Genomic DNA, 19,597 nt, shown 5'->3' with positions numbered 1-19,597 from the left:
CATAAAAAAAGCTTACCTCAGGGTAAGCTTTTTTGTTACTTCAGCTTTTTAGATCAAGACTATTAAGCTGTGGTATTTTCAAGAACTTTCTTGAATAGGTCTTTTTGAGCTTGGCTTGGCTTCGCTGTTTGCAATGCCATCAATTGAGACATATCACCTTGCACCTTGATCTTACCTGTCATGAAAGCTTGCATTGCAGCCGCCATATCAAACTCAAGGAAAACTTTACGTAAGGTTTCGCCATCCATGTTCAATGTTGTTTTTGCATTTGGAGACAAACCTTTTTTAATCGCGCCACCTTCCAAAGATAATTCTGTATTACCTGTAGTGTCTGCAACGACCAAATTAATTGCTAGATTTGCCAAAGCAGGTGGCAAATCCAAATCACCAGCTTGTGCAGTGAGCGTGTCTACAGTCGAAAACCAATCATCAGTTAAAAAAGCAGGCATGATCTTTCCTCAATTTATTTATTCATTTGTGTCGACTATCCAGACGACATCAGGTTGAAGCTATTATGCTTGTGACTTGTTATAACATGATCATTATGGCAAAGGCTAACGAATTTTGTACGCACCGTTCAATTTTTGTAGTTCTTATCTTACATTATTTTTGATTCAGGCATCGGCCGTAGCCCATACCTGTATCGGCTTAACTTTATATAGGTCGATTAGTCTGCTGCAAAGCCCAGATTGACCATATTGATGCGGCGGTTCTCACCTTCTACCGCCTCTTCAGTTGAACAGCTGCTGCCTTTGAAATCGAATTCGCGCTGACTGTCCAGAATTTCAAAGTCGAATAATTCACGGTCAACTAACTGAGATGGTGAAACATTTTGTAAGGCACCAAAGATGCTGTGCAAACGTTTTGGATGCGCATTGTCCCATTCACGTAACATGTCATTGATAATGGCACGTTGAAGATTTTCCTGAGAGCCACATAAATTACATGGAATAATTGGAAATTGACGCATCTGTGCATATTTGATGATGTCTTTTTCTTCCACATAGGCCAATGGACGAATTAAGATATTCTTTTTGTCAGAAGACAGCAATTTTGGTGGCATGGCTTTCAGGCTGCCCCCATGGAACAGGTTCAGGAAGAATGTTGCCAGAATATCATCACGGTGATGCCCCAGCGCCACTTTAGTCGCCCCAATTTCCTGAGCAAAACCGTACAAAGAACCACGGCGCAGACGTGAGCATACTGCACAGTAAGTCTTGCCTTCCGGTGTCAGTTTTTTAGTAATGCTGTAGGTATCTTTTTCCAAGATGTAATACGGAATGTTATTTTCTTCTAAATAACGCGGTAATACATCTTCCGGGAAACCGGGCTGTTTCTGGTCCAGGTTAACTGCCACTACATCAAAATTGATCGGTGCAATGCGTTTAAACTGAAGCAGGATATCAAGCAAGGTATAACTGTCTTTACCACCAGAAATACACACCATGACCTTGTCGCCGTCTTCAATCATCTTGAAGTCGCGAATGGCATGTCCGACCTGGCGGCGAAGCTTCTTCAACAAACGGTAGTAGGCAGAGCTTGTTGGCAGTTCAGGTTTGAAATTAAATCCTTGCTCGGATTCAACTGGCGAGTACATAGACGAGAATAACCCATAAATAAAAATACCGCGCAATTTTAGCTGATTCGGTTCCGTATCGCATCAAAAGAATTTATTTTCATACAAATGCCATATTAGTTTCATTTTCATGTTTTATTTTGATTGATATATTGAACGATTTAGTTCAATTTTTAGGCGAGATGCTTATCTTTTGGACTTTTCCACAGTTGTCCACAAAAGCTGTGGATAACTTTGTGGATTGAAATGGACTTGACAACTTGTTCACCTCAAAATTTAAGGCTTTTCTTTAAATTGATCATTTTTTGATCAATTTATTTTATTATTAAAATCAATAACTTAAACCTGTCAACCCTAAGGTTTTAAATTAAATAAAAAAAATATTTTAGTGTTCAAAATATTGACAGGCGTTCCTGTTTACATACTCGTTTATAAATGCAGCGTATAAGGCTGTGCATTACGTAATTTTTTGTTAAACTCATCCATGAATTTTTCTAGCTTATTATTTATCAAATATAAACAATGAAAATAAAGACGTATTTCTTGGGGTGTCAACTGATGGGTAGCTTGGTTATGCTGAGCTGTAGTCATTTGGTGTATGCCGGTGAAACCATCTATCAGTTGCGTGATAAAAACGGCAGTACCTTATTGACCAATAAGAAGAGCCGTTATAATCATCTTCAGGTCGAAAAGAAGACTTATTATCCGGATAGCAATATTCATAGCTATAGTAACTGGGGCAGCAGCGAGTCGTCGGTTTTGCCTAGCTATAGCAAGAATAAGAATGCTTTTGATTCGATCATTCGTCAGGCCGCACAGACTTATGGTGTGTCTGAAGGTTTAATTAAAGCAGTCATGCATACTGAATCCGGTTTTAATACCCATGCCCGCTCCCCTGTGGGTGCACAAGGTTTGATGCAGCTGATGCCAGCCACAGCACGTCGCTTTAATGTCAGTAATGCTTATGATCCGCATCAGAATATTATGGCGGGTGCTAAATATCTGGCCTGGTTATTAAAGCGTTTTAATGGCAATACCAGCTTGGCACTGGCGGGCTATAATGCCGGTGAAGGCAATGTCAGTAAATACGGTGGAATCCCGCCTTTCCGGGAAACCCAGGATTATGTGCGCCGTGTGACCAGCCGTTTTCAAAACCTGTATACTCATGGCCTGAGTGCAAGTACAACCACGTCTAACACACCATCCAGTGAAGGCCGCATCATTGCCAGTTCAGCGAACTACTCCAATGATAGCAGCAGCACTTCGCACATTCAGGCAGCCAAGTATCAGCGTCAGATTATTATGAATGCTGATGGCAGTTATACCGATGCACCGATGGGTTCTTATGCAACGGCGAATGCAACAGCAGCAGCTAAAATTTATTTAAGTGAATAAAAAAATCAAAATCATTTGATTCTGAATGGCCTTAGCGAAAATGTAGCAAAAAATAAAGCTGTGTTTTGTGATCTAGGGCCATTTTTTTCTTGAATTTTTAGTCATTTCACCCCATATTGATTTCAATGATTTTCATTTTCTAATCAGATTATTTTTTTATAATAAGAGGATTTCTCAATGATGCGGATTGGTTTGTTCTTGCTAACCAACCTCGCGGTACTGGTTGTAGCTGGCATTATCCTGTCACTCTTCGGTGTCGGTAGTTACCATGGCGCGGGTGGCTTGAATCTAGGCAACCTGTTGGTGATCTGTTTTGTGTTCGGTATGGTGGGATCACTGATTTCCCTTTTCATGTCTAAATGGATGGCGAAAAAAACAACCGGTACTGAACTGATTGACCCAAATGCCCCTCGTAACCAGGCAGAAGCATGGTTATTACAAGAAGTTGCGCAACTTTCTCAGCGCGCTGGCATTAAGATGCCGGAAGTGGGTATTTTCCCATCTTATCAGTCAAATGCTTTTGCAACAGGCTGGAACAAGAACGATGCGCTCGTTTCTGTGTCCACGGGTCTGCTTGAACGCATGAATAAAGATGAACTTCGCGCGGTACTGGCGCATGAGATCGGTCACGTTGCCAATGGCGATATGGTGACACTGGCTTTGATTCAAGGTGTGGTCAACGCATTTGTCATGTTCTTTGCCCGTGTAGTTGGTGATTTCGTAGACCGTACAATCTTCGGCCGTGAAGAAGGTGAAGCACCAGGTATTGGCTATTTTGTGATTACCATTGTGCTGGATATCGTATTTGGTATTATGGCTTCTGCAATCGTATTGTGGTTCTCACGCTACCGTGAGTATCGTGCTGATGAGGCAGGTGCACGTTTGGCAGGCAAACAGGCGATGATTTCAGCGTTATTACGTTTACAGGCTGAATCAGAAATGCCGGATGCTATGCCGAAAGAAATGAAAGCCTTTGCGATTGCAGCTGGTCAGGAACAAGGTTTTAGTCTGGCGGCTCTGTTCCAGACTCACCCAACGATTGAACAACGTGTTGCTGCTTTGCAACAACTCGATTGCCCTTAAGCAATATATTAATTGCTTGATAAAAAAAAGCCTGCGAATGCAGGCTTTTTTATTAAGTTTATATTGATAAACCTTCAGGCTTTAAACCATTGAAAAAGCTGCATTGTGCCCCAGCCAATAGCCATAATTAACAGAATCAAGAAGAAAGTTCCTAAAAGATCTGGCAGATGAATCCAGATCCAGGCCACCACAGGATTACGCCAGAAAGCGGATTGCTGTTGTCTGCGTTCCAGACTTTCATGCAGAAATGGATGCACCACATGATGATCGGTACGGATCTGGTATTCGTCCCGGATATGCTGATGCACAATATCCAGTGCCTTACGGCTAGGACGAATGAAAATATCAAATATTGTTCCCGCTACAGGAATAAAGCCGACCACAGCATCCATGACGGCCATTTTCAGGACTGGCTTTAATTTTTCATTCGATACCCCGATCTGACGGGCTTTATAAATCGCATAACTGGTCAATACAAAACCTGCGATATCTCCTGCTACCGGAATGGTACTCAAAGCAGCATCTGCCCCGACGCCCTGCTTGGTAAATGGAATCCGTACCACCGAATCCATCATATTGGCGAACTTGGCCAGATCCCGCTCCAGCCGAATGACATCCTGTTGGCTCAGTTTATTTTTCTGTCCGGGATCAGGCATAGGTTCTTCCAGAAATGAGACTGATGTAATTGAGCATAAAGTATTTTTTCTATTTAAGCTGTAATTGCTAAGTATTTAAAACAATAATTGAGAGGCAATAAACAAGTAAATAATCACCCCGGTGGCATCACAAATTGAAGTCACCAGAGGTGCTGATGCACTGGCTGGGTCCATTTTCAATTTATTGAGAATAAAGGGTAAACTCATGCCGATTAGACATCCCATCAGTACAATACCTAACATACTTAAAGCGAGTACAACAGCGACCATCCAGTCGCCTCGAATATAACCCAGAATTGATACTGCAATGGCCATCGTTCCACCCAGACATAAGGCAACTAGAGATTCACGACCAAGCAAGCTAAACCAGTCCTTAAACTGCACATCGCCTGTTGCCAAGGCACGCACCATTAGGGTGGCAGATTGTGAGCCAGCATTCCCCCCACTTCCCACCAACAATGGCAAGAAAAATACCAGCACAATATGGGTGGAAATAATATCTTCAAAATGGGCAATCCCGATTCCGGAGAGCAGACTGCCAAACACCAGAATAACCAGCCAGAATACCCGTTTCTGATACAGTCTGAGAATCGGTGCAGTTTTCAGGCTCAGCTCATTCAAAGGCGTCACTGCACCGGATTTTAAAATATCCTCGGTGCTTTCTGCCTCTGCAATATCCATGGCATCATCATAAGTAATAATCCCGACCAGCTTCTGGGTCGCGTCGACCACAGGCAAGGCGATAAAATCATAATAGGCCAAGGTACGGGCGACCTGCTCCTGATCCTCATCTACCGTGGCATAGACTACATCTGTGGTCATGACCTCATTAATAGTGGCATCCGGCCGTGCCTGAATAATTTGTCGCAAGGAAATTACGCCGAGCAGATGCTGTTTTTCATCGACAATATAGATCAGATATAAGGTGTCATGATTCCCCGCAATATCACGTAGCGTTTCAATCGCTTCAGTCATGCTCAACTCGGGAGCAAGCGTGACGAAGTCTGAACTCATTAATGCACCGGCAGTTTCTTCCGGATAAGCATGCAGCTCTCGCAGGGTTTGTAGCGACTGGGTGGATAATTTGCCAAGTAACTGCTGCTGCACTTCACAGGGCATCTGCTTGTATAAATCAATGAAGTCATCGGAATGCATGGCATCCATCAGACTGGCCAGTTGCTCCAGAGGAAATTGATAGGCCAGCTGGATTTGCATGGCCAGTGGCAAGTACTCCAGTACTTCTGCCTGACGTTCCAGCTGCCTGAAATGGTGACAGCGTTCCGCTGGTCCAAGTTCAGACAAAATTCTGGCCTGATCGGCAATATTCAGCTTTTGTAAAAGCTGATGAATATTATTTTCCCCTGTCAGCAGAGTCTCATGTAGTTGCTGTATTTTTTCTTGGTGCTGCATTTCCCTACCATCATTCCATGCAGGTATGAAACATACCCGCCCTAGAGTGAGTATTCCTCATTTTCCTGATTGATTTGTATAACTTTATTTGTTGCTTTGACACGAAACAGGTTTCGGATTAACACATACATAAATGGGATAAAGAATAACACCAGAATAGTCGCAAAAATGACCCCGCCCAAAACGCTGGCACCAATTTCCTGACGGCTGATCGCACTGACCCCAGAAGCGAAAATCAAAGGGATTACTCCCGCAGCAAAAGCAATAGAAGTCATGAGAATAGGCCGCAAGCGTAAACTTGCTCCCTCTAAAGCTGCAGCTATAGCTGTTTTTCCTGCTTTCTCTGCCTGTGCAGCAAACTCCACAATCAAAATGGCATTTTTACAGGACAGACCAATCGTCGTCAGCAAGGCAATATGAAAAAAGATATCATTGGCGAAACCAAAGACCCAGCAAAATAAGATACTGCCGCCTACGCCCAATGGGATGGCACTGATCACGGCCGCAGGAATGGTCCAACTTTCATATAAAGCGGTTAAGCACAGGAAAATAAAGGCAATCGAAATCACATAAAGAAAAATCGCCTGACCGCTGCTGCGCTTTTCTTCCAATGCGGCTCCGCTCCAGGCCAGATTCACACCTTCCTGGGCATCTACCAATGCTTCAACATCCTGCATGGTCTGACTGGAAAACTTGTCCTTTGGAATCCCTGCATAGACTGGAACAGCGTTATAGCCCATATAACGGTTAATACTGTTCGGCCCGCCCTGCCAATTCAGACTACTGAACTGGTTAAATGACAGCATTTCACCTTTTTGATTGCGTACATGCCAGAAGGCCAGATCTTCAGGTTTGGAACGGTATTCTGCCTCACCCTGCATAATCACACGTTTAATCTGCCCGCGATCAATAAAGTCATTGATGTAAGTTCCACCCCATGCTGCAGCCAAAGTACTGTTTACATTTTGCTGAGGAATGGAATGCTTTAACACACGTTCTGCATCAAGTTTGATATTCAGCTCAGCACTTTCTTTAGGTTGATCCAGCTGTAAAAATTCAATCGATGATTTGCCTTGGGCACGCGCTTCAATCTGGCCAAATGCCTCCTGTAAAAATTCAGCCCCTTTATAATCCAGGTCTTGCAACCAGAAATCGACTACACGACCATTACTTGACATGGAAGGTGCCATAAAGAAAATTTGGGCATTGGCATGATTGGCAAAGTGTTTCTGTGCTCGATCGACAATAGCAAAGACCGAATCTTCAGGATTTTTGCGCTCAGCCCAGTCTTTTAATACCACAAAAAGCTGCCCACGATACGGACCTACACCGACATTGTTGCCACTATACCAGACACCTACACTCTGAATGCGTTCCGATTCATGTTTCATCAAATAATCTTGTACTTCACGCCCGACTTGTTCGACTTCTGTACGCGGTGCATTGCCAGGCATGACAATCTGCCCCATAGCAAAACCCATGTCTTCAGTGGGCATCAATCCTTCCGGCAAATACTTATATACCCAGCCGAAGCCCATTATGTACACACCAAACAGTGCCAACATCGTGAATTTCAATTGCATGCTTCGAGCTGAAACTTTTTGGTAACTGGCATTGAGCTGATCCATGCCATGGTTAAAGCGCTGTGCCCAGCGAGCCTGATAAGGTTTGCGTTTGAGGAGTTGTGCCGCAAATGTTGGGGTAATCACCAAGGCCACGAATAAAGACAGCAACATCGCTACCACCAAAGTGATAGAAAATTGACAATAAATCACTCCAGTGATACTGCCAAAGAAAGCCATCGGGATAAATACTGCAGTAAGTACCAGCGTAATACCGACCAGTGCCCCGCTCATTTCCTGCATGGATTTTAAGGCAGCCGCTTTGGCATCCAGATGTTCGTCCTGCATCAGGCGTTCAATGTTTTCCACCACTACAATGGCATCATCGACTAGCAGACCGATGGCCAAGATCAGGGCAAACAAGGTAAAGTTATTCAGAGTCATACCCAAGACATACAGCACAGCAAAGGTTGCCAAAACCACAATCGGAATCGTAACGGCCGGAATAATCGTGGCACGCCAGTTTTGCAGGAAGATAAACATCACCACAATGACCAGAATAATGGCTTCAACTAGAGTTTTAGCTACCTGTTCAATTGAGCTGGTGATAAATGGAGTTTTGTCCATGGTCATTTGCAACTGATAGTGCGGTGGCAAATTGGCCTGAGCGTTTTTTAATACGTCTTGAATCTGTTTGGAAACTGCAATGGCATTACTCCGTGGCGCCAAAGTAATCGATAAAGCTGAAGAGAGCTGTCCGTTGGTATAGTTAATGTGGTTATAACTCTCTGCACCTAGTTCTACCCGTGCCACATCTTTTAAGTACAGCAATGAACCGGAATCCGTGGTTTTAACAATAATATTCTCAAATTCTTTCACGCTGCTTAAACGTGAACCCGCACTGACCTTGGCATTGAGATATTGATCCTGCATCGTCGGCAAACCCCCAATTGCGCCTGAAGCTAGGGGTGCGTTCTGGGTTTCAATGGCATTGCGAATATCGCTTGGCATCAGGTTAAACTGCTGCAACTTATGCGGATTTAGCCAGATCCGCATGGCATAACCTGCACCGTACAGGTCAATTTCCCCCACACCTTCGATACGTGACAAACGCGGTTCCACATGCACCATCAAATAATCTGAAAGTTCGGTGACGCTACTCTGCCCACTCTCATCATATAAACTTAACAGTGCAAACTGGTCATACCCTGATTTATAAACATTGACTCCGCCCTGCTGCGTCTCTTCAGGTAAGCGGCTCAATACGCCATTGACGGCGTTTTGAACCTGTAACTGGGCTTGATCAAGATCGACCCCTTGCTCAAATTGCAGCGTAAGTTGAGCCCGTCCCACCGAACTGCTGGAGTGAAAGGTTTCCAGACCTTCAATGCCTTTTATCGCCTGTTCCAGAATCTGGGTCAACGATTGCTCAACTGTTTCAGCCGATGCACCACGATAACCTGCGGAAACGCCTAAAGCTGGCGTATCCATATTTGGCATATGTTCAATGGGAATTTTTTGAAGTGCAAATACCCCAAGGGCCATCATTAAAATTGCAATGACCGCTGCAAACTTGGGACGATAAATAAAAAAGCGCGACAACATAAATTAGAAATCTCCATCAAATGCATCTTTAGAGTGCACACGCCATGAATAGATGATTTCTATAGCAATTTTTACACCATGCTTAAATATAAGCCAATCTTTAGCTCTTTAATTTCGACAAAAAATCCCCGTCATAACGAGGATTTTTGAGCTCAATATTTTGTATTGATATTAGGTACGTGATTTCTTCGTCGTCATTTGGCGAATTAAAACGTACATAAATGGAATAAAAATCAGTACCAGTATCGTTCCGAAGATCACTCCACCAAAAACACTGATTCCAATCTCACGACGACTGGCTGCACCTGCACCAAAAGCAAAGACCAGTGGCAAAATACCAGCACCAAAGGCCAGAGAGGTCATTAAGATTGGACGCAAGCGTAATGACGCACCCTCAAGTGCAGCTTCAACTACCGATTTACCTTTTTCCTGAGCCAATGCCGCAAACTCTACAATTAAAATTGCATTCTTACAGGACAGACCAATCGTGGTCAGCAAAGCAATCTGGAAGTAAATATCATTCGGAAAATCTGCCAGAAAACTAAAAATGATATTCCCACCAATCCCTAAAGGAATCGCGGACATGACCGCAGTCGGAATCGTCCAGCTTTCATATAAAGCAGCCAAACACAGGAAAATAAAACCGATCGATACCAGATAAAGCCAGATTGCCTGATTACTGGATTGTTTTTCCTCAAAGGATAAACCGCTCCAGACCACGTCAATGCCATCCTGTTCTGCCACCAGATTTTCAACATCTTGCATCGCTTCACCAGAACTGGAACCTTTGACCATATCCGCTTGCATTTGTAGCGAGGTATAGCCCATAAAACGGTTGACTACCTCGGGACCACCACTCCAGTCCACCTGAGCGAAATTACTAAAAGGCACCATCTCGTTCAGGTCATTACGTACATGCCATTGTGTCAGATCTTCAGGTTTGGAACGGAATTCTGCATCACCCTGCATAATCACCCGTTTAATCCGGCCACGATCAATAAAGTCATTAATATAATTACCGCCCCAAGCCGCTGAAAGCGTACTGTTAATTGCGGATTGACTCAGACCATTGGCCATGGCCTGTTTCTGGTCAATATTGACTTTCAGTTCGGCTTTTTCCGGATTAGAGCGCTTATCCAGATTTTCAAAGCTCCTATATTGAGCTGCGCCAGCCTGCATATTCTGGAACTGTTCTTCCAGATACTCACGGCCATTACCGTTAATATCACGAATCCAGAAATCCAGGCCGTCGGTTTGACCTAAACCATTCACTGAAGCCGGCATACTGATATTGACTTGGGCATCGCGGTTACTACGGAAATGCTTCATGGCACGTTCACGAATCGCCTGCGCAGTATTTTCTTCTCCTGAACGGTCATCCCAATGCTTTAAGGCTACAAAACCGGTCGCCAGGTTCTGACCGGTACCTGAGAAGTTACGGCCATAACGTAACATGACCAAGTCGATATTGTCCTTTTCTTCTTCCAGAAAATACTGACGAATCTGTTCACCGACCTGAATGGTGTTTTTCATTGGAGCACCTTCCTGTAGCCGGATCTGCAGATTCAGAATACCCTGATCTTCGCTCGGCAAGAAGCTGGTAGGTAAGGCGCGGTAGAATAAAGCAAATACACAGATCAACCCGGCAAAAAGCACCAGGCTAATGGCCTTATGTTGTAGAGTGACATTAGAAACTTTCAGATAACGATGCTTCAAATCATCCAGTTTCTGGTTAAACCAACTCGCCCACTTGGCAGGTTTTGGATTCGGTTTCAAAATCAGCGCACAAAGTGCAGGTGTCAGAATCAGTGCGACCATCAGCGACAGAGACATCGCTGCCACGAGCGTAATCGAGAACTGACGATAGATCACCCCGGTTGAGCCACCAAAGAACGCCATGGGAATAAAGACCGCGGTTAAAACCAGGGTAATCCCGATCAGTGCTCCGCTGATTTCCTGCATGGATTCCAGTGCTGCTGCTTTGGCTGTAAGTTGCTGCTCATGCATCAGACGTTCAACGTTCTCTACCACCACAATAGCATCATCGACTAGCAAGCCAATCGCCAGTACTAAGGCAAACAAAGTCAGCGTATTAATACTCAGTCCCAAAACATAAAGTACCGCCATGGTTCCGAGTAAAACTACAGGCACAGTTACAGTCGGAATTAAGGTCGCACGCCAGTTTTGCAGGAAGATAAACATCACGATGACGACCAGAATGACCGCCTCGAATAAAGTTTTAACGACTTCTTTAATCGATTCTTTGACAAACGGGGTATTGTCACGCGGATAAGCAATTTTATAGCCTTCCGGCAACTGCTGGGAAAGTCGCTCGATTTCAGCCTTGATCAGACTCGACGTCGCAATTGCATTGGCACCGGAGGCTAGTGAAATGCCCAGACCGGCAGAAGGATAGCCATTGGTAGTGCTATATGACTGATAATTTTCCGCACCCAATTCTACACGTGCAACATCTTTTAAATAGATAAAGCTCCCGTCCCGGGCAGACTTCACAATAATATTTTCAAATTCTTCGACTGTTTTTAAACGGCTGCCTGATGTGACTTTGGCATTCAGATACTGATCATCGACTGTCGGCAAGTCCCCAATTGCGCCGGCTGCCACCTGAGTATTCTGTGATTCAATCGCTGCCCGCACATCACTTGGCATCAAGTTATATTGTTTTAATTTTGCTGGATTCAGCCAGATGCGCATCGCGAACTGTGAACCAAAAACATCCAGTTCCCCAATGCCATCAATTCGGGAAATATCCTGTTCCAGATGTGTGGTCAAATAATCAGATAGTTCAATATTGCTACTACGCCGTGATTCATCATACAGACCGATGACCATATGGGTATCGCCAAGAGATTTGAAGACATTCACGCCCTGTCGCTGGACATCGTCAGGCAAACGATTGAGAACCCCGTTAATCGCATTTTGAACCTGTACTTGTGCTGTATCTGGATCGGTGCCATTTTCAAAACTGATGCTGATCCGGCTTCGACCTGAAGAATCACTGCTGGAGCTGAAATACAGCAAGCGGTCGATACCTTTAATTTGCTGTTCCAGCACCTGGGTCACGCTCTCTTCTACCGTTTCTGCAGATGCACCAGTATAAGTTGTTGCCACAGTAATGCGTGGCGGTGCAATATCCGGATAACGTTCGACAGGTAAGTTCATCACCGCAAAAAGTCCAATGGCCATGACCACAATGGCCAGTACACCTGCAAAAATAGGACGATGAATGAAAAACTTAGACAGCATAAGTCTGAATCACTTTGAATTTAATGAATTATGGAAGACGTTGCATTATTGAGTCAGCTTAAGGATATTCAGGCAGAGGCTTGGAGAATGCAAGGCTTGATCACAGAAAAATATGTATAAAATTGAATCATGAAGAAAATATGAAGATTTTGCCTTTCATCTAGCTGTTTCAACAATTTATAGAGTTATTCATTTTATGTTAGGCATAAAAAAACCCTGCTTGCGCAGGGTTTTTTTAGAATCGATTCAGAGCTGATTAAGCAGAGAATTGGTTCATTGTGTTTTTCGCATCGTCACCCGCTTTAAGCGCGTTGTCACCAGCGAAGATTTCTTTGTGGTCGTCACCGATGTCAGAACCAGCCATTGCTTGGTGTTTCACACAAGCGATACCACCGCGGATTTCTTTACGTTGTACGCCAGCAACATAAGCCAACATACCTTCAGAACCGAAGTAACCTTGAGCAAGCTCGTGAGTAGAAAGAGCAGCTGTGTGGTAAGTAGGCAGAGTGATCAAGTGGTGGAACACGCCTGCTTCACGAGAAGCGTCTGCTTGGAATGTACGTACTTTTTCGTCAGCTTCAGCAGCCAATTCAGAATCGTCGTACTCAGCGCTCATTAATTTAGCGCGGTCGTATGCAGATACGTCTTTACCTTCAGCAACCCAACGGTCGTACGCTTGTTGACGGAAGTTCAGTGTCCAGTTGAATGATGGAGAGTTGTTGTAAACAAGTTTCGCATTTGGCACAACTTCACGTACACGGTTAACCATGTGAGCGATTTCAGCTACGTTTGGAGTCGCAGTTTCGATCCAAAGAAGGTCAGCACCGTTTTGTAAGCTAGTGATACAGTCAAGTACAACGCGGTCGATCTGAGTGCCTTCACGGAACTGGTACAAGCCAGAAGCAAGACGTTTAGGACGGTGAAGTTTACCATCACGTTTGATCAGAATTTCATCTTCTTGTGCTTCAGAGATGTCAATTTCTTGAGTGTCTAAGTAGCTGATGTATTGAGAAGCGATGTCGCCTGGCTCTTTAACCACTGGGATTTTTTGAGTCAAGTCAGCGCCTTCAGAGTCAGTACGTGCAACGATAATACCGTCGTCAAGACCCATTTCAAGGAATGCATAGCGAAGAGCATGGATTTTAGCGATGAAGTCTTCGTGTGGAACTGTTACTTTACCAGCTTGGTGACCACATTGTTTCGCGTCAGAAACCTGGTTTTCGATTTGAAGTGCACAAGCACCCGCTTCGATCATTTTCTTAGCTAATAAGTAAGTTGCTTCTTCGTTACCGAAACCAGCGTCGATGTCCGCAATGATTGGCACAACGTGAGTTTGGAAGTTGTCGATTTGTGAAGTGATTTCAGCAGCTTTAGCTGTATCACCAGCATCTTGAGCTTTTTTAAGTGCGCGGAACAGGTCGTTCAGTTCTTTCGCATCAGCTTGACGTAAGAATGTGTAGATTTCTTCGATCAATGCAGGAACAGAAGTTTTTTCGTGCATAGATTGGTCAGGAAGAGGACCGAATTCTGAACGAAGTGCAGCAACCATCCAGCCAGAAAGGTAGATATAGCGACGTTCAGTTGTACCGAAGTATTTTTTGTTCGCAATCATTTTTTGCTGAGCGATGAAACCGTGCCAGCAGCCTAGTGATTGAGTGTATTTGCTAGAGTCGGCATCATAAGCAGCCATATCACGACGCATAATCGCCGCTGTATATTTAGCAATGTCTAAACCAGTTTTGAAACGGTTTTGCATTTGCATACGCGCAGCATCTTCAGGACTGATGTCTGCCCAAGTGTTACCGAATTTCGCTTTTAATTCGCGGATTGCATCAATCGCTGTTTGGTATGTAGTCATGATATATTCCTGTATTAATATTAGGATTTTTCTGCAACGAACCGCTCAAATCACACCCTCAATGACTTGTTCAGATTTTCGACGATCCGTTGGGATAGCTAAAGATTAGTGGGCTTCGAAAAATTAATCCAATATTCTGCAAGAATTATCATTATTTATTTAAAAAATATGTAGATGAAAGTCTAATTATATATTGATCAGCTCCTTATAAGTTATTGTATTTAATATTTTATTTTTTAATTTTTAAAATTAGATTTTGTCTAAAACATCAGCAATATGGGTAAAAAATATTCATTAGACTTAAGTCTTGCAGGACTTTAGCAGCGCTTAATTTCAGCAATTTTTGTCTATTTTCTAAGCCTTAAAACTTGGAACACTTATTTCGAAGGAATTATTTTTCATTTATTTGTGGAAATATTTTTAGTCAAATCTGGCACATTATTTGCTAATTCCGTCTGTTTTTCAGAAATACCTTCTTTCGTTTTTGGATGCAGCCAGATTTCTTTTCTGCTCTTAAAAAATAGAGAAGGATTCAGGCTGGCAAAATCTACAGTGAAAGAGACTCTAAAAAGGTATTTCAGTACAATCAGCTGGGCTTTTTTTTCATCAGTTGCGTACACAAGCTATAGTAGTTATGGCATAATCCATATAATTTCATAATTTTATTTTCGGTATTTTTTTTATGAATCTGGAGCGGGTCGATCTTAATCTCCTCATTTATCTTGACGTACTTTTACGTGAAAAAAATGTCACGCGTGCAGCAGAACAACTTGGGGTAACCCAACCTGCGATGAGTAACATTTTACGTCGCTTACGAAATTTATTTAATGATCCCCTCTTGATTCGCTCTTCTGAAGGTATGACTCCAACAGAACGTGCACTAGAACTCCAACCTCGTATCCGCGACGCCTTAGCGGATCTTTCCATGATTCTGGAACCGCGTACCGAGTTCCGTCCTTATACCTCAAATCGTGTCTTCCGTATCATGACTTCAGATTATGCTGAAGCCACACTGGTACCACGCTTGGTGAAAGCATTACGTTCAGAAGCACCAAATGTGGTTCTCGACTTCTTAACGCCAAGTGATGTGTCCTATCGTGACATGGAACAAGGTAAAGTTGATCTGGCAATTAACCGTTTTAATGAAATTCCACAAAGCTTCCATCAGGTACTGGTTTGGCGTGACAGCTTTTCTTGCCTGTTAAATAACAAGCATCCGGCTGCAGGTAACCTGAATCTGAAAAGTTATCTGGATGCACAGCATATCTGGGTATCAAAAACTGGCATGGGCGTCGGCTTTGGGGTAAATCCTGAGAAACAAGCGGGTCTCGGCTGGATTGATCAGGCTCTTGAACGTATTGGCCAAAAACGTAAGATTTCGGTATTTACCCGTCACTATCAAATGCCCGGTCTTTTGGCGGCCAATGTAGATCTTGTAGCAACATTACCGACCCGTATTGCACGTCTGCAAGCCAAAAACCAGAACTTACTCATTAAAGACCCACCATTTTATATTCCCGAGTTTGAATTGAAGATGGCGTGGTGTCCTTTATTGCATCATCATCCCGCCCATCGCTGGTTACGTCAGCTGATTCTATATGTAGCGCGTCAGATGATCGAAGAAGAAAATCGTGAATTTTTAATGAATAATTCGCAATTTTCGCATTATTAAATCGAATATTAGCTAAATTGCTCATTTTTAAGCTTATACTCTAGAGACTTGAGTTGCTTTATTTGTACCTCAAGTCTTTTTTTGTGTTAAAAATATTTTTAGCTAGATCATATTAATCCACAGGTGGATTCGTGAGCCTCTTTCAAAACATCGTGATTATCTTATTACTCATCGCGGGGGCCGGTTTTTTATCATTAACAGAAATCGCGCTTGCAGGTGCTCGTAAGGTCAAATTAAAAATTTTGGCTGAATCGGGAGATATTCGCGCTCAAAAAGTTTTAGATTTACAAGAAAATTCTGCTGACTTTTTTGCAGCTTCCCAAATCGGCTTAAACGCTGTTGCCATTTTAGGCGGTATTTTAGGTGAAGGCGCCTTCCGCCCTTATATCATCAATTTACTTTCCAGATTTTATCAAGGTCCCTGGACTGAAACGATTGCGTTCAGCTTGTCCTTCACTGCAGTTACTTCATTATTTATTCTGTTTGCGGACTTGATGCCAAAACGTCTGGCCATGATCGCTCCAGAAAAAATTTCTGTCTCGGTGATTAATCCGATTCAGGTATTTATCAAAATCTGTAAACCATTGGCCTGGTTCATCAATGCCATTGCGAACCTGTTATTCCGTTTATTTAAAGTGAATACCATTCGAGATGACAATATTACCTTTGCTGATATTTCTGCGGTAATGGATGCGGGTGCTCAGGCAGGGGTGTTACAGAAACAGGAACATCACTTTATTGAGAACGTGTTTGAGCTTGAAGAACGTAATGTTCCTTCCAGTATGACCACTCGTGAAAATGTGGTGTTCTTTACCTTGAAAGAATCTGAAGCCAGTATTCGCCAGAAATTGGCTGAATTTCCTTACTCCAAGTTCCTGGTCTGTAATGAAAATATCGATGATGTGATTGGATATGTCGACTCCAAAGATATTCTGGTTCGTATTCTGAATAATCAGTCTTTACTTCAGTTGAATGAAAATACCATCCGTACGGTTCTGACCATTCCAGATACACTGACTCTATCTGAATTACTGGATCGCTTCCGTTCAACCAAGGAAAAGTTTGCAGTCGTTATTAATGAATATGCCTTGGTCGTAGGTGTCATTACCCTTTCCGACATCATGATTACCGTGATGGGCGACTGGGTTACTCCCTTGGAAGAAGACCAGCAGATCATTAAGCGTGACAGCAATTCATGGCTGATTGATGGCAGTACGCCTATTGAAGACATCAAACATGCGCTGGAAATTGATGAAATGCCGGATGAAGAGAATTATGAAACTCTGGCTGGTTTTATGATGTTCAAGCTGCGTAAAATTCCACGTCCAGCAGATATTGTGCTATATGCGGGTTATAAGTTTGAAGTTGTCGATGTTGATCATTTCAAGATTGACCAGTTACTGGTTACACGTATGCTAGAAGTGAAAAAGCCACCGACAGAAGAATCAGAATAATCTGGTTCTTCTTCAATTTTTTTAAAATTCCAAAAACAATAATAATGAGACTTTTATGAATATTGCTGCGCTACTCGCCTGTCTGAGTTTTTATTCGGCCTTATATTTAATCTATTTCTTCTTTATGCAAGATCAACAGCCTATATTTCTGATCCTAGCAATTGTACTCATTTTACTTTCAATCTGGCTGACTCCCTATCCTTATGAGCGGCATCGGCAAGGATTTGATTCGACTTTAAGAATAGGTAAATATTTTTATTATCCACTCATCACCTGGTGGCGGCTGTTTATCCTTCCTGTACGCTGGCTGCTTTCCCTATTTTATTCTCATTAAAAAAGCACCCGAAGGTGCTTTTTTACATTCAATTCAATTTAGATTTTTGATAAAAGTGCTTTAAGGACTGCCTGATAATGGATCTGGATATCTTCCTGCAAGATTTTGTAGGCATTATCAAATTGCACCATTGGCCAGCCTTCTTTCCAGAATGGGAAAATATTATGCAGGTCATGAGTGACGACTGCATCTTCACGCAGAATGGCCTGCGCAATCTGCGCCAGTACAAAGGCAGTTTCCGCGCCATCAATCGCCAGGTAATCAATACCACGGGCTTTTAAAATACGGATACGGTCTTTCTTATAACGGATTTTTTTGATTTGCGCTTCATTCAGATTCAGGGCCAGAGAAACTGCTTCAACAAATTTTTCTTCAAATGACTGATTCAATACAACCAGCGCCTGTTTATGCGCTTCCTGACGACCCGCTTTACCACCCTGACGAATGACTTCTTTTGCTTCCGTATCTAGCTCATCATTCTTCATGGTTTGAAGGATGTCTAAAATTTCGATGTCGCTTAGCGTCGCAGGAGATTGATCAGTCATAAACTGTCCCTAAAAAATAAATATGCAATGGACTATTTTCGCATAAATCCTTACTAAAAAATTAAAATCTTTAGCTTCAACTCTAATAATTGCAAAATCCGGATCATCTCTATCATTCTGGCGTAAATTGGCTATAGTAGGCGGCAAGTTTCTGATTTACTTCTTTATTATGCAAACCAAACAGATTGATCTTTTATTGCAGCAACTTAAACTGCTTTATCCGGCTGCCTTTAAAAGAAATTATCTGTTTTATGGTCAGATCAAAACTAAAGGTATTTTAAGTGATCTCAAGGAACTGATTCCCTGGGTGCTGGCTGCCATGATCTTTGTACCGATTAGCCTGGCTCTCAAAGATGTTTATTCCTCTAAGCTGTCAACTGCCCAAAACTTTCAGGCGCAAAGTTATGCGATTCTGACTATTCTGTTATTTCTGATGCTGGTGGTTCCACTGGTGATCAAGCAGATCCGGCACTCTTCCCATTCCCTCTATCAGTTTTTAAGACATACACCGATTAAACTCACTGTAGTCATTGTACTGGAAGCGCTGAATCTGGTTTTTCTACAAAGCAGTACGGTCATGTGGATTCTATTCTTTTTCGGGATCAGTTTTGGTTTTGTACGGTTCTATAAAGAAAATATGTTCCGCCCTACTACTAATACAACTGAACAATATCAACTGCAGCAGTTACGCCGCATCTGTTTCTGGGCTTATCAACAAACCTGGAAACTGCGTCTGAAATTATTTTTTCATTCCAAGCCGACCTCCCCAAATGAAGAATTGAAAAATCAGCTTCAGCACTATGCGGATTTGCATACCCGTTTGTTTAAACTGGAACATGAGCAGTGCAAGAAGATTAAATACATCGATATCGATACTTATCTGGATGAGCACCTGTGAAAAGTTTTTTTAAACACGTCCTGAAATAGAAAATTACATGACTTCTCACGCTTATTATCCAGCACTATGGAATTAATTTTTAAATTTAAGCTACTGAATTGCTTTAAAATAAAGCAAACATATTGAAATTTACTTGCCAAGCTTTATTTCGTCCTCTATTATTGCGCACATGCCCGAGTGGTGAAATCGGTAGACACAGGGGATTTAAAATCCCCCGCCCACAAAGCGTGCCAGTTCGAGTCTGGCCTCGGGCACCATTTTAATTCTGATTAGAATGGTGCA

The 19,597-nt window shown here is 42.8% G+C and carries 15 protein-coding genes and 1 tRNA gene; 7 read left to right on the top strand and 9 right to left on the bottom strand.

The window, feature by feature from the left end; genetic code table 11:
• Window positions 1-62 precede the first annotated feature (62 nt).
• Together C3F22_RS03225 and ttcA are read right to left on the bottom strand one after the other, a co-directional pair.
• Complete coding sequence (locus C3F22_RS03225) at window positions 63-449, bottom strand: SCP2 sterol-binding domain-containing protein (RefSeq protein ID WP_004784757.1); 387 nt, start codon at window positions 447-449, stop codon at window positions 63-65.
• A gap of 218 nt (window positions 450-667) precedes the next feature.
• A complete protein-coding gene (ttcA, locus tag C3F22_RS03220; RefSeq protein ID WP_004784760.1) occupies window positions 668-1,597 on the bottom strand; it encodes a tRNA 2-thiocytidine(32) synthetase TtcA in 930 nt (309 codons plus the stop codon).
• Window positions 1,598-2,098: 501 nt separating this feature from the next.
• On the opposite strand from ttcA, the gene C3F22_RS03215 reads away from it, so the two are divergent.
• Window positions 2,099-2,971 carry a lytic transglycosylase domain-containing protein gene (locus tag C3F22_RS03215; protein ID WP_034170191.1) on the top strand — a complete coding sequence of 291 codons (873 nt, stop codon included), beginning with the start codon at window positions 2,099-2,101 and terminating at the stop codon, window positions 2,969-2,971.
• Window positions 2,972-3,148: 177 nt separating this feature from the next.
• Window positions 3,149-4,054 (top strand): protease HtpX, encoded by a 906-nt coding sequence (gene htpX / locus C3F22_RS03210; protein ID WP_004784764.1) that lies wholly within the window; start codon window positions 3,149-3,151, stop codon window positions 4,052-4,054.
• Window positions 4,055-4,128: 74 nt separating this feature from the next.
• Here htpX and C3F22_RS03205 read toward each other — a convergent pair whose 3' ends face one another.
• From C3F22_RS03205 to C3F22_RS03180, 6 genes are all read right to left on the bottom strand, one after another.
• Entirely contained in the window at window positions 4,129-4,710 is a 582-nt protein-coding gene (locus C3F22_RS03205) for a DUF4112 domain-containing protein (protein WP_004784766.1), read from the bottom strand.
• 75 nt (window positions 4,711-4,785) lie between these two features.
• Window positions 4,786-6,120 carry a magnesium transporter gene (mgtE, locus tag C3F22_RS03200; protein ID WP_004784767.1) on the bottom strand — a complete coding sequence of 445 codons (1,335 nt, stop codon included), beginning with the start codon at window positions 6,118-6,120 and terminating at the stop codon, window positions 4,786-4,788.
• 41 nt (window positions 6,121-6,161) lie between these two features.
• The gene (locus C3F22_RS03195; protein ID WP_104425875.1) at window positions 6,162-9,287 is read right to left on the bottom strand and encodes an efflux RND transporter permease subunit; all 3,126 of its coding nucleotides are present in this window, start codon (window positions 9,285-9,287) and stop codon (window positions 6,162-6,164) included.
• Window positions 9,288-9,458: 171 nt separating this feature from the next.
• Window positions 9,459-12,554 (bottom strand): multidrug efflux RND transporter permease subunit, encoded by a 3,096-nt coding sequence (locus tag C3F22_RS03190; RefSeq protein ID WP_104425874.1) that lies wholly within the window; start codon window positions 12,552-12,554, stop codon window positions 9,459-9,461.
• Between the two features lie 256 nt (window positions 12,555-12,810).
• The gene (locus C3F22_RS03185) at window positions 12,811-14,412 is read right to left on the bottom strand and encodes an isocitrate lyase (RefSeq protein WP_034170185.1); all 1,602 of its coding nucleotides are present in this window, start codon (window positions 14,410-14,412) and stop codon (window positions 12,811-12,813) included.
• A 398-nt stretch (window positions 14,413-14,810) separates the two neighbouring features.
• Window positions 14,811-15,032, bottom strand: coding sequence for a hypothetical protein (locus C3F22_RS03180; RefSeq protein WP_034701366.1), 222 nt, complete (start codon window positions 15,030-15,032; stop codon window positions 14,811-14,813).
• A gap of 62 nt (window positions 15,033-15,094) precedes the next feature.
• Between C3F22_RS03180 and C3F22_RS03175 the strand changes: the two genes are divergently transcribed.
• The 3 genes from C3F22_RS03175 (at window position 15,095) to C3F22_RS03165 (ending at window position 17,872) form a co-directional block, all read left to right on the top strand.
• Window positions 15,095-16,084: a LysR family transcriptional regulator gene (locus C3F22_RS03175; protein WP_004784775.1), complete on the top strand. Its 990-nt coding sequence runs from the start codon at window positions 15,095-15,097 to the stop codon at window positions 16,082-16,084.
• Window positions 16,085-16,215: 131 nt separating this feature from the next.
• Window positions 16,216-17,538, top strand: a complete 1,323-nt coding sequence (locus tag C3F22_RS03170; RefSeq protein ID WP_104425873.1) for a hemolysin family protein — start codon at window positions 16,216-16,218, stop codon at window positions 17,536-17,538.
• Window positions 17,539-17,593: 55 nt separating this feature from the next.
• A complete protein-coding gene (locus C3F22_RS03165; RefSeq protein ID WP_079280994.1) occupies window positions 17,594-17,872 on the top strand; it encodes a hypothetical protein in 279 nt (92 codons plus the stop codon).
• 38 nt (window positions 17,873-17,910) lie between these two features.
• On the opposite strand, the gene C3F22_RS03160 is transcribed toward C3F22_RS03165, so the two are convergent.
• The gene (locus C3F22_RS03160) at window positions 17,911-18,417 is read right to left on the bottom strand and encodes a hypothetical protein (protein ID WP_034170184.1); all 507 of its coding nucleotides are present in this window, start codon (window positions 18,415-18,417) and stop codon (window positions 17,911-17,913) included.
• A gap of 169 nt (window positions 18,418-18,586) precedes the next feature.
• Between C3F22_RS03160 and C3F22_RS03155 the strand changes: the two genes are divergently transcribed.
• Window positions 18,587-19,315 (top strand): hypothetical protein, encoded by a 729-nt coding sequence (locus C3F22_RS03155; RefSeq protein ID WP_034170183.1) that lies wholly within the window; start codon window positions 18,587-18,589, stop codon window positions 19,313-19,315.
• Between the two features lie 171 nt (window positions 19,316-19,486).
• Window positions 19,487-19,572, top strand: a tRNA-Leu gene (locus C3F22_RS03150).
• Window positions 19,573-19,597 lie beyond the last annotated feature (25 nt).

Origin of the sequence: Acinetobacter sp. ACNIH1 (genome assembly GCF_002934695.1) — a bacterium.
GTDB classification, from domain to species: Bacteria; Pseudomonadota; Gammaproteobacteria; order Pseudomonadales; family Moraxellaceae; genus Acinetobacter; species Acinetobacter variabilis.
This window is presented reverse-complemented; position numbering and strand designations above follow the sequence as displayed.

What these genes read in the sequence shown, in the direction of transcription:
- C3F22_RS03205 (WP_004784766.1), bottom strand. Translation starts at nt 4,710, where the DNA reads ATGCCTGATCCCGGACAGAAAAATAAACTGAGCCAACAGGATGTCATT.
- C3F22_RS03225 (WP_004784757.1), bottom strand. Translation starts at nt 449, where the DNA reads ATGCCTGCTTTTTTAACTGATGATTGGTTTTCGACTGTAGACACGCTC.
- C3F22_RS03185 (WP_034170185.1), bottom strand. Translation starts at nt 14,412, where the DNA reads ATGACTACATACCAAACAGCGATTGATGCAATCCGCGAATTAAAAGCG.
- ttcA (WP_004784760.1), bottom strand. Translation starts at nt 1,597, where the DNA reads ATGTACTCGCCAGTTGAATCCGAGCAAGGATTTAATTTCAAACCTGAA.
- C3F22_RS03155 (WP_034170183.1), top strand. Translation starts at nt 18,587, where the DNA reads ATGCAAACCAAACAGATTGATCTTTTATTGCAGCAACTTAAACTGCTT.
- C3F22_RS03215 (WP_034170191.1), top strand. Translation starts at nt 2,099, where the DNA reads ATGAAAATAAAGACGTATTTCTTGGGGTGTCAACTGATGGGTAGCTTG.
- mgtE (WP_004784767.1), bottom strand. Translation starts at nt 6,120, where the DNA reads ATGCAGCACCAAGAAAAAATACAGCAACTACATGAGACTCTGCTGACA.
- htpX (WP_004784764.1), top strand. Translation starts at nt 3,149, where the DNA reads ATGATGCGGATTGGTTTGTTCTTGCTAACCAACCTCGCGGTACTGGTT.
- C3F22_RS03165 (WP_079280994.1), top strand. Translation starts at nt 17,594, where the DNA reads ATGAATATTGCTGCGCTACTCGCCTGTCTGAGTTTTTATTCGGCCTTA.
- C3F22_RS03195 (WP_104425875.1), bottom strand. Translation starts at nt 9,287, where the DNA reads ATGTTGTCGCGCTTTTTTATTTATCGTCCCAAGTTTGCAGCGGTCATT.
- C3F22_RS03160 (WP_034170184.1), bottom strand. Translation starts at nt 18,417, where the DNA reads ATGACTGATCAATCTCCTGCGACGCTAAGCGACATCGAAATTTTAGAC.
- C3F22_RS03190 (WP_104425874.1), bottom strand. Translation starts at nt 12,554, where the DNA reads ATGCTGTCTAAGTTTTTCATTCATCGTCCTATTTTTGCAGGTGTACTG.
- C3F22_RS03175 (WP_004784775.1), top strand. Translation starts at nt 15,095, where the DNA reads ATGAATCTGGAGCGGGTCGATCTTAATCTCCTCATTTATCTTGACGTA.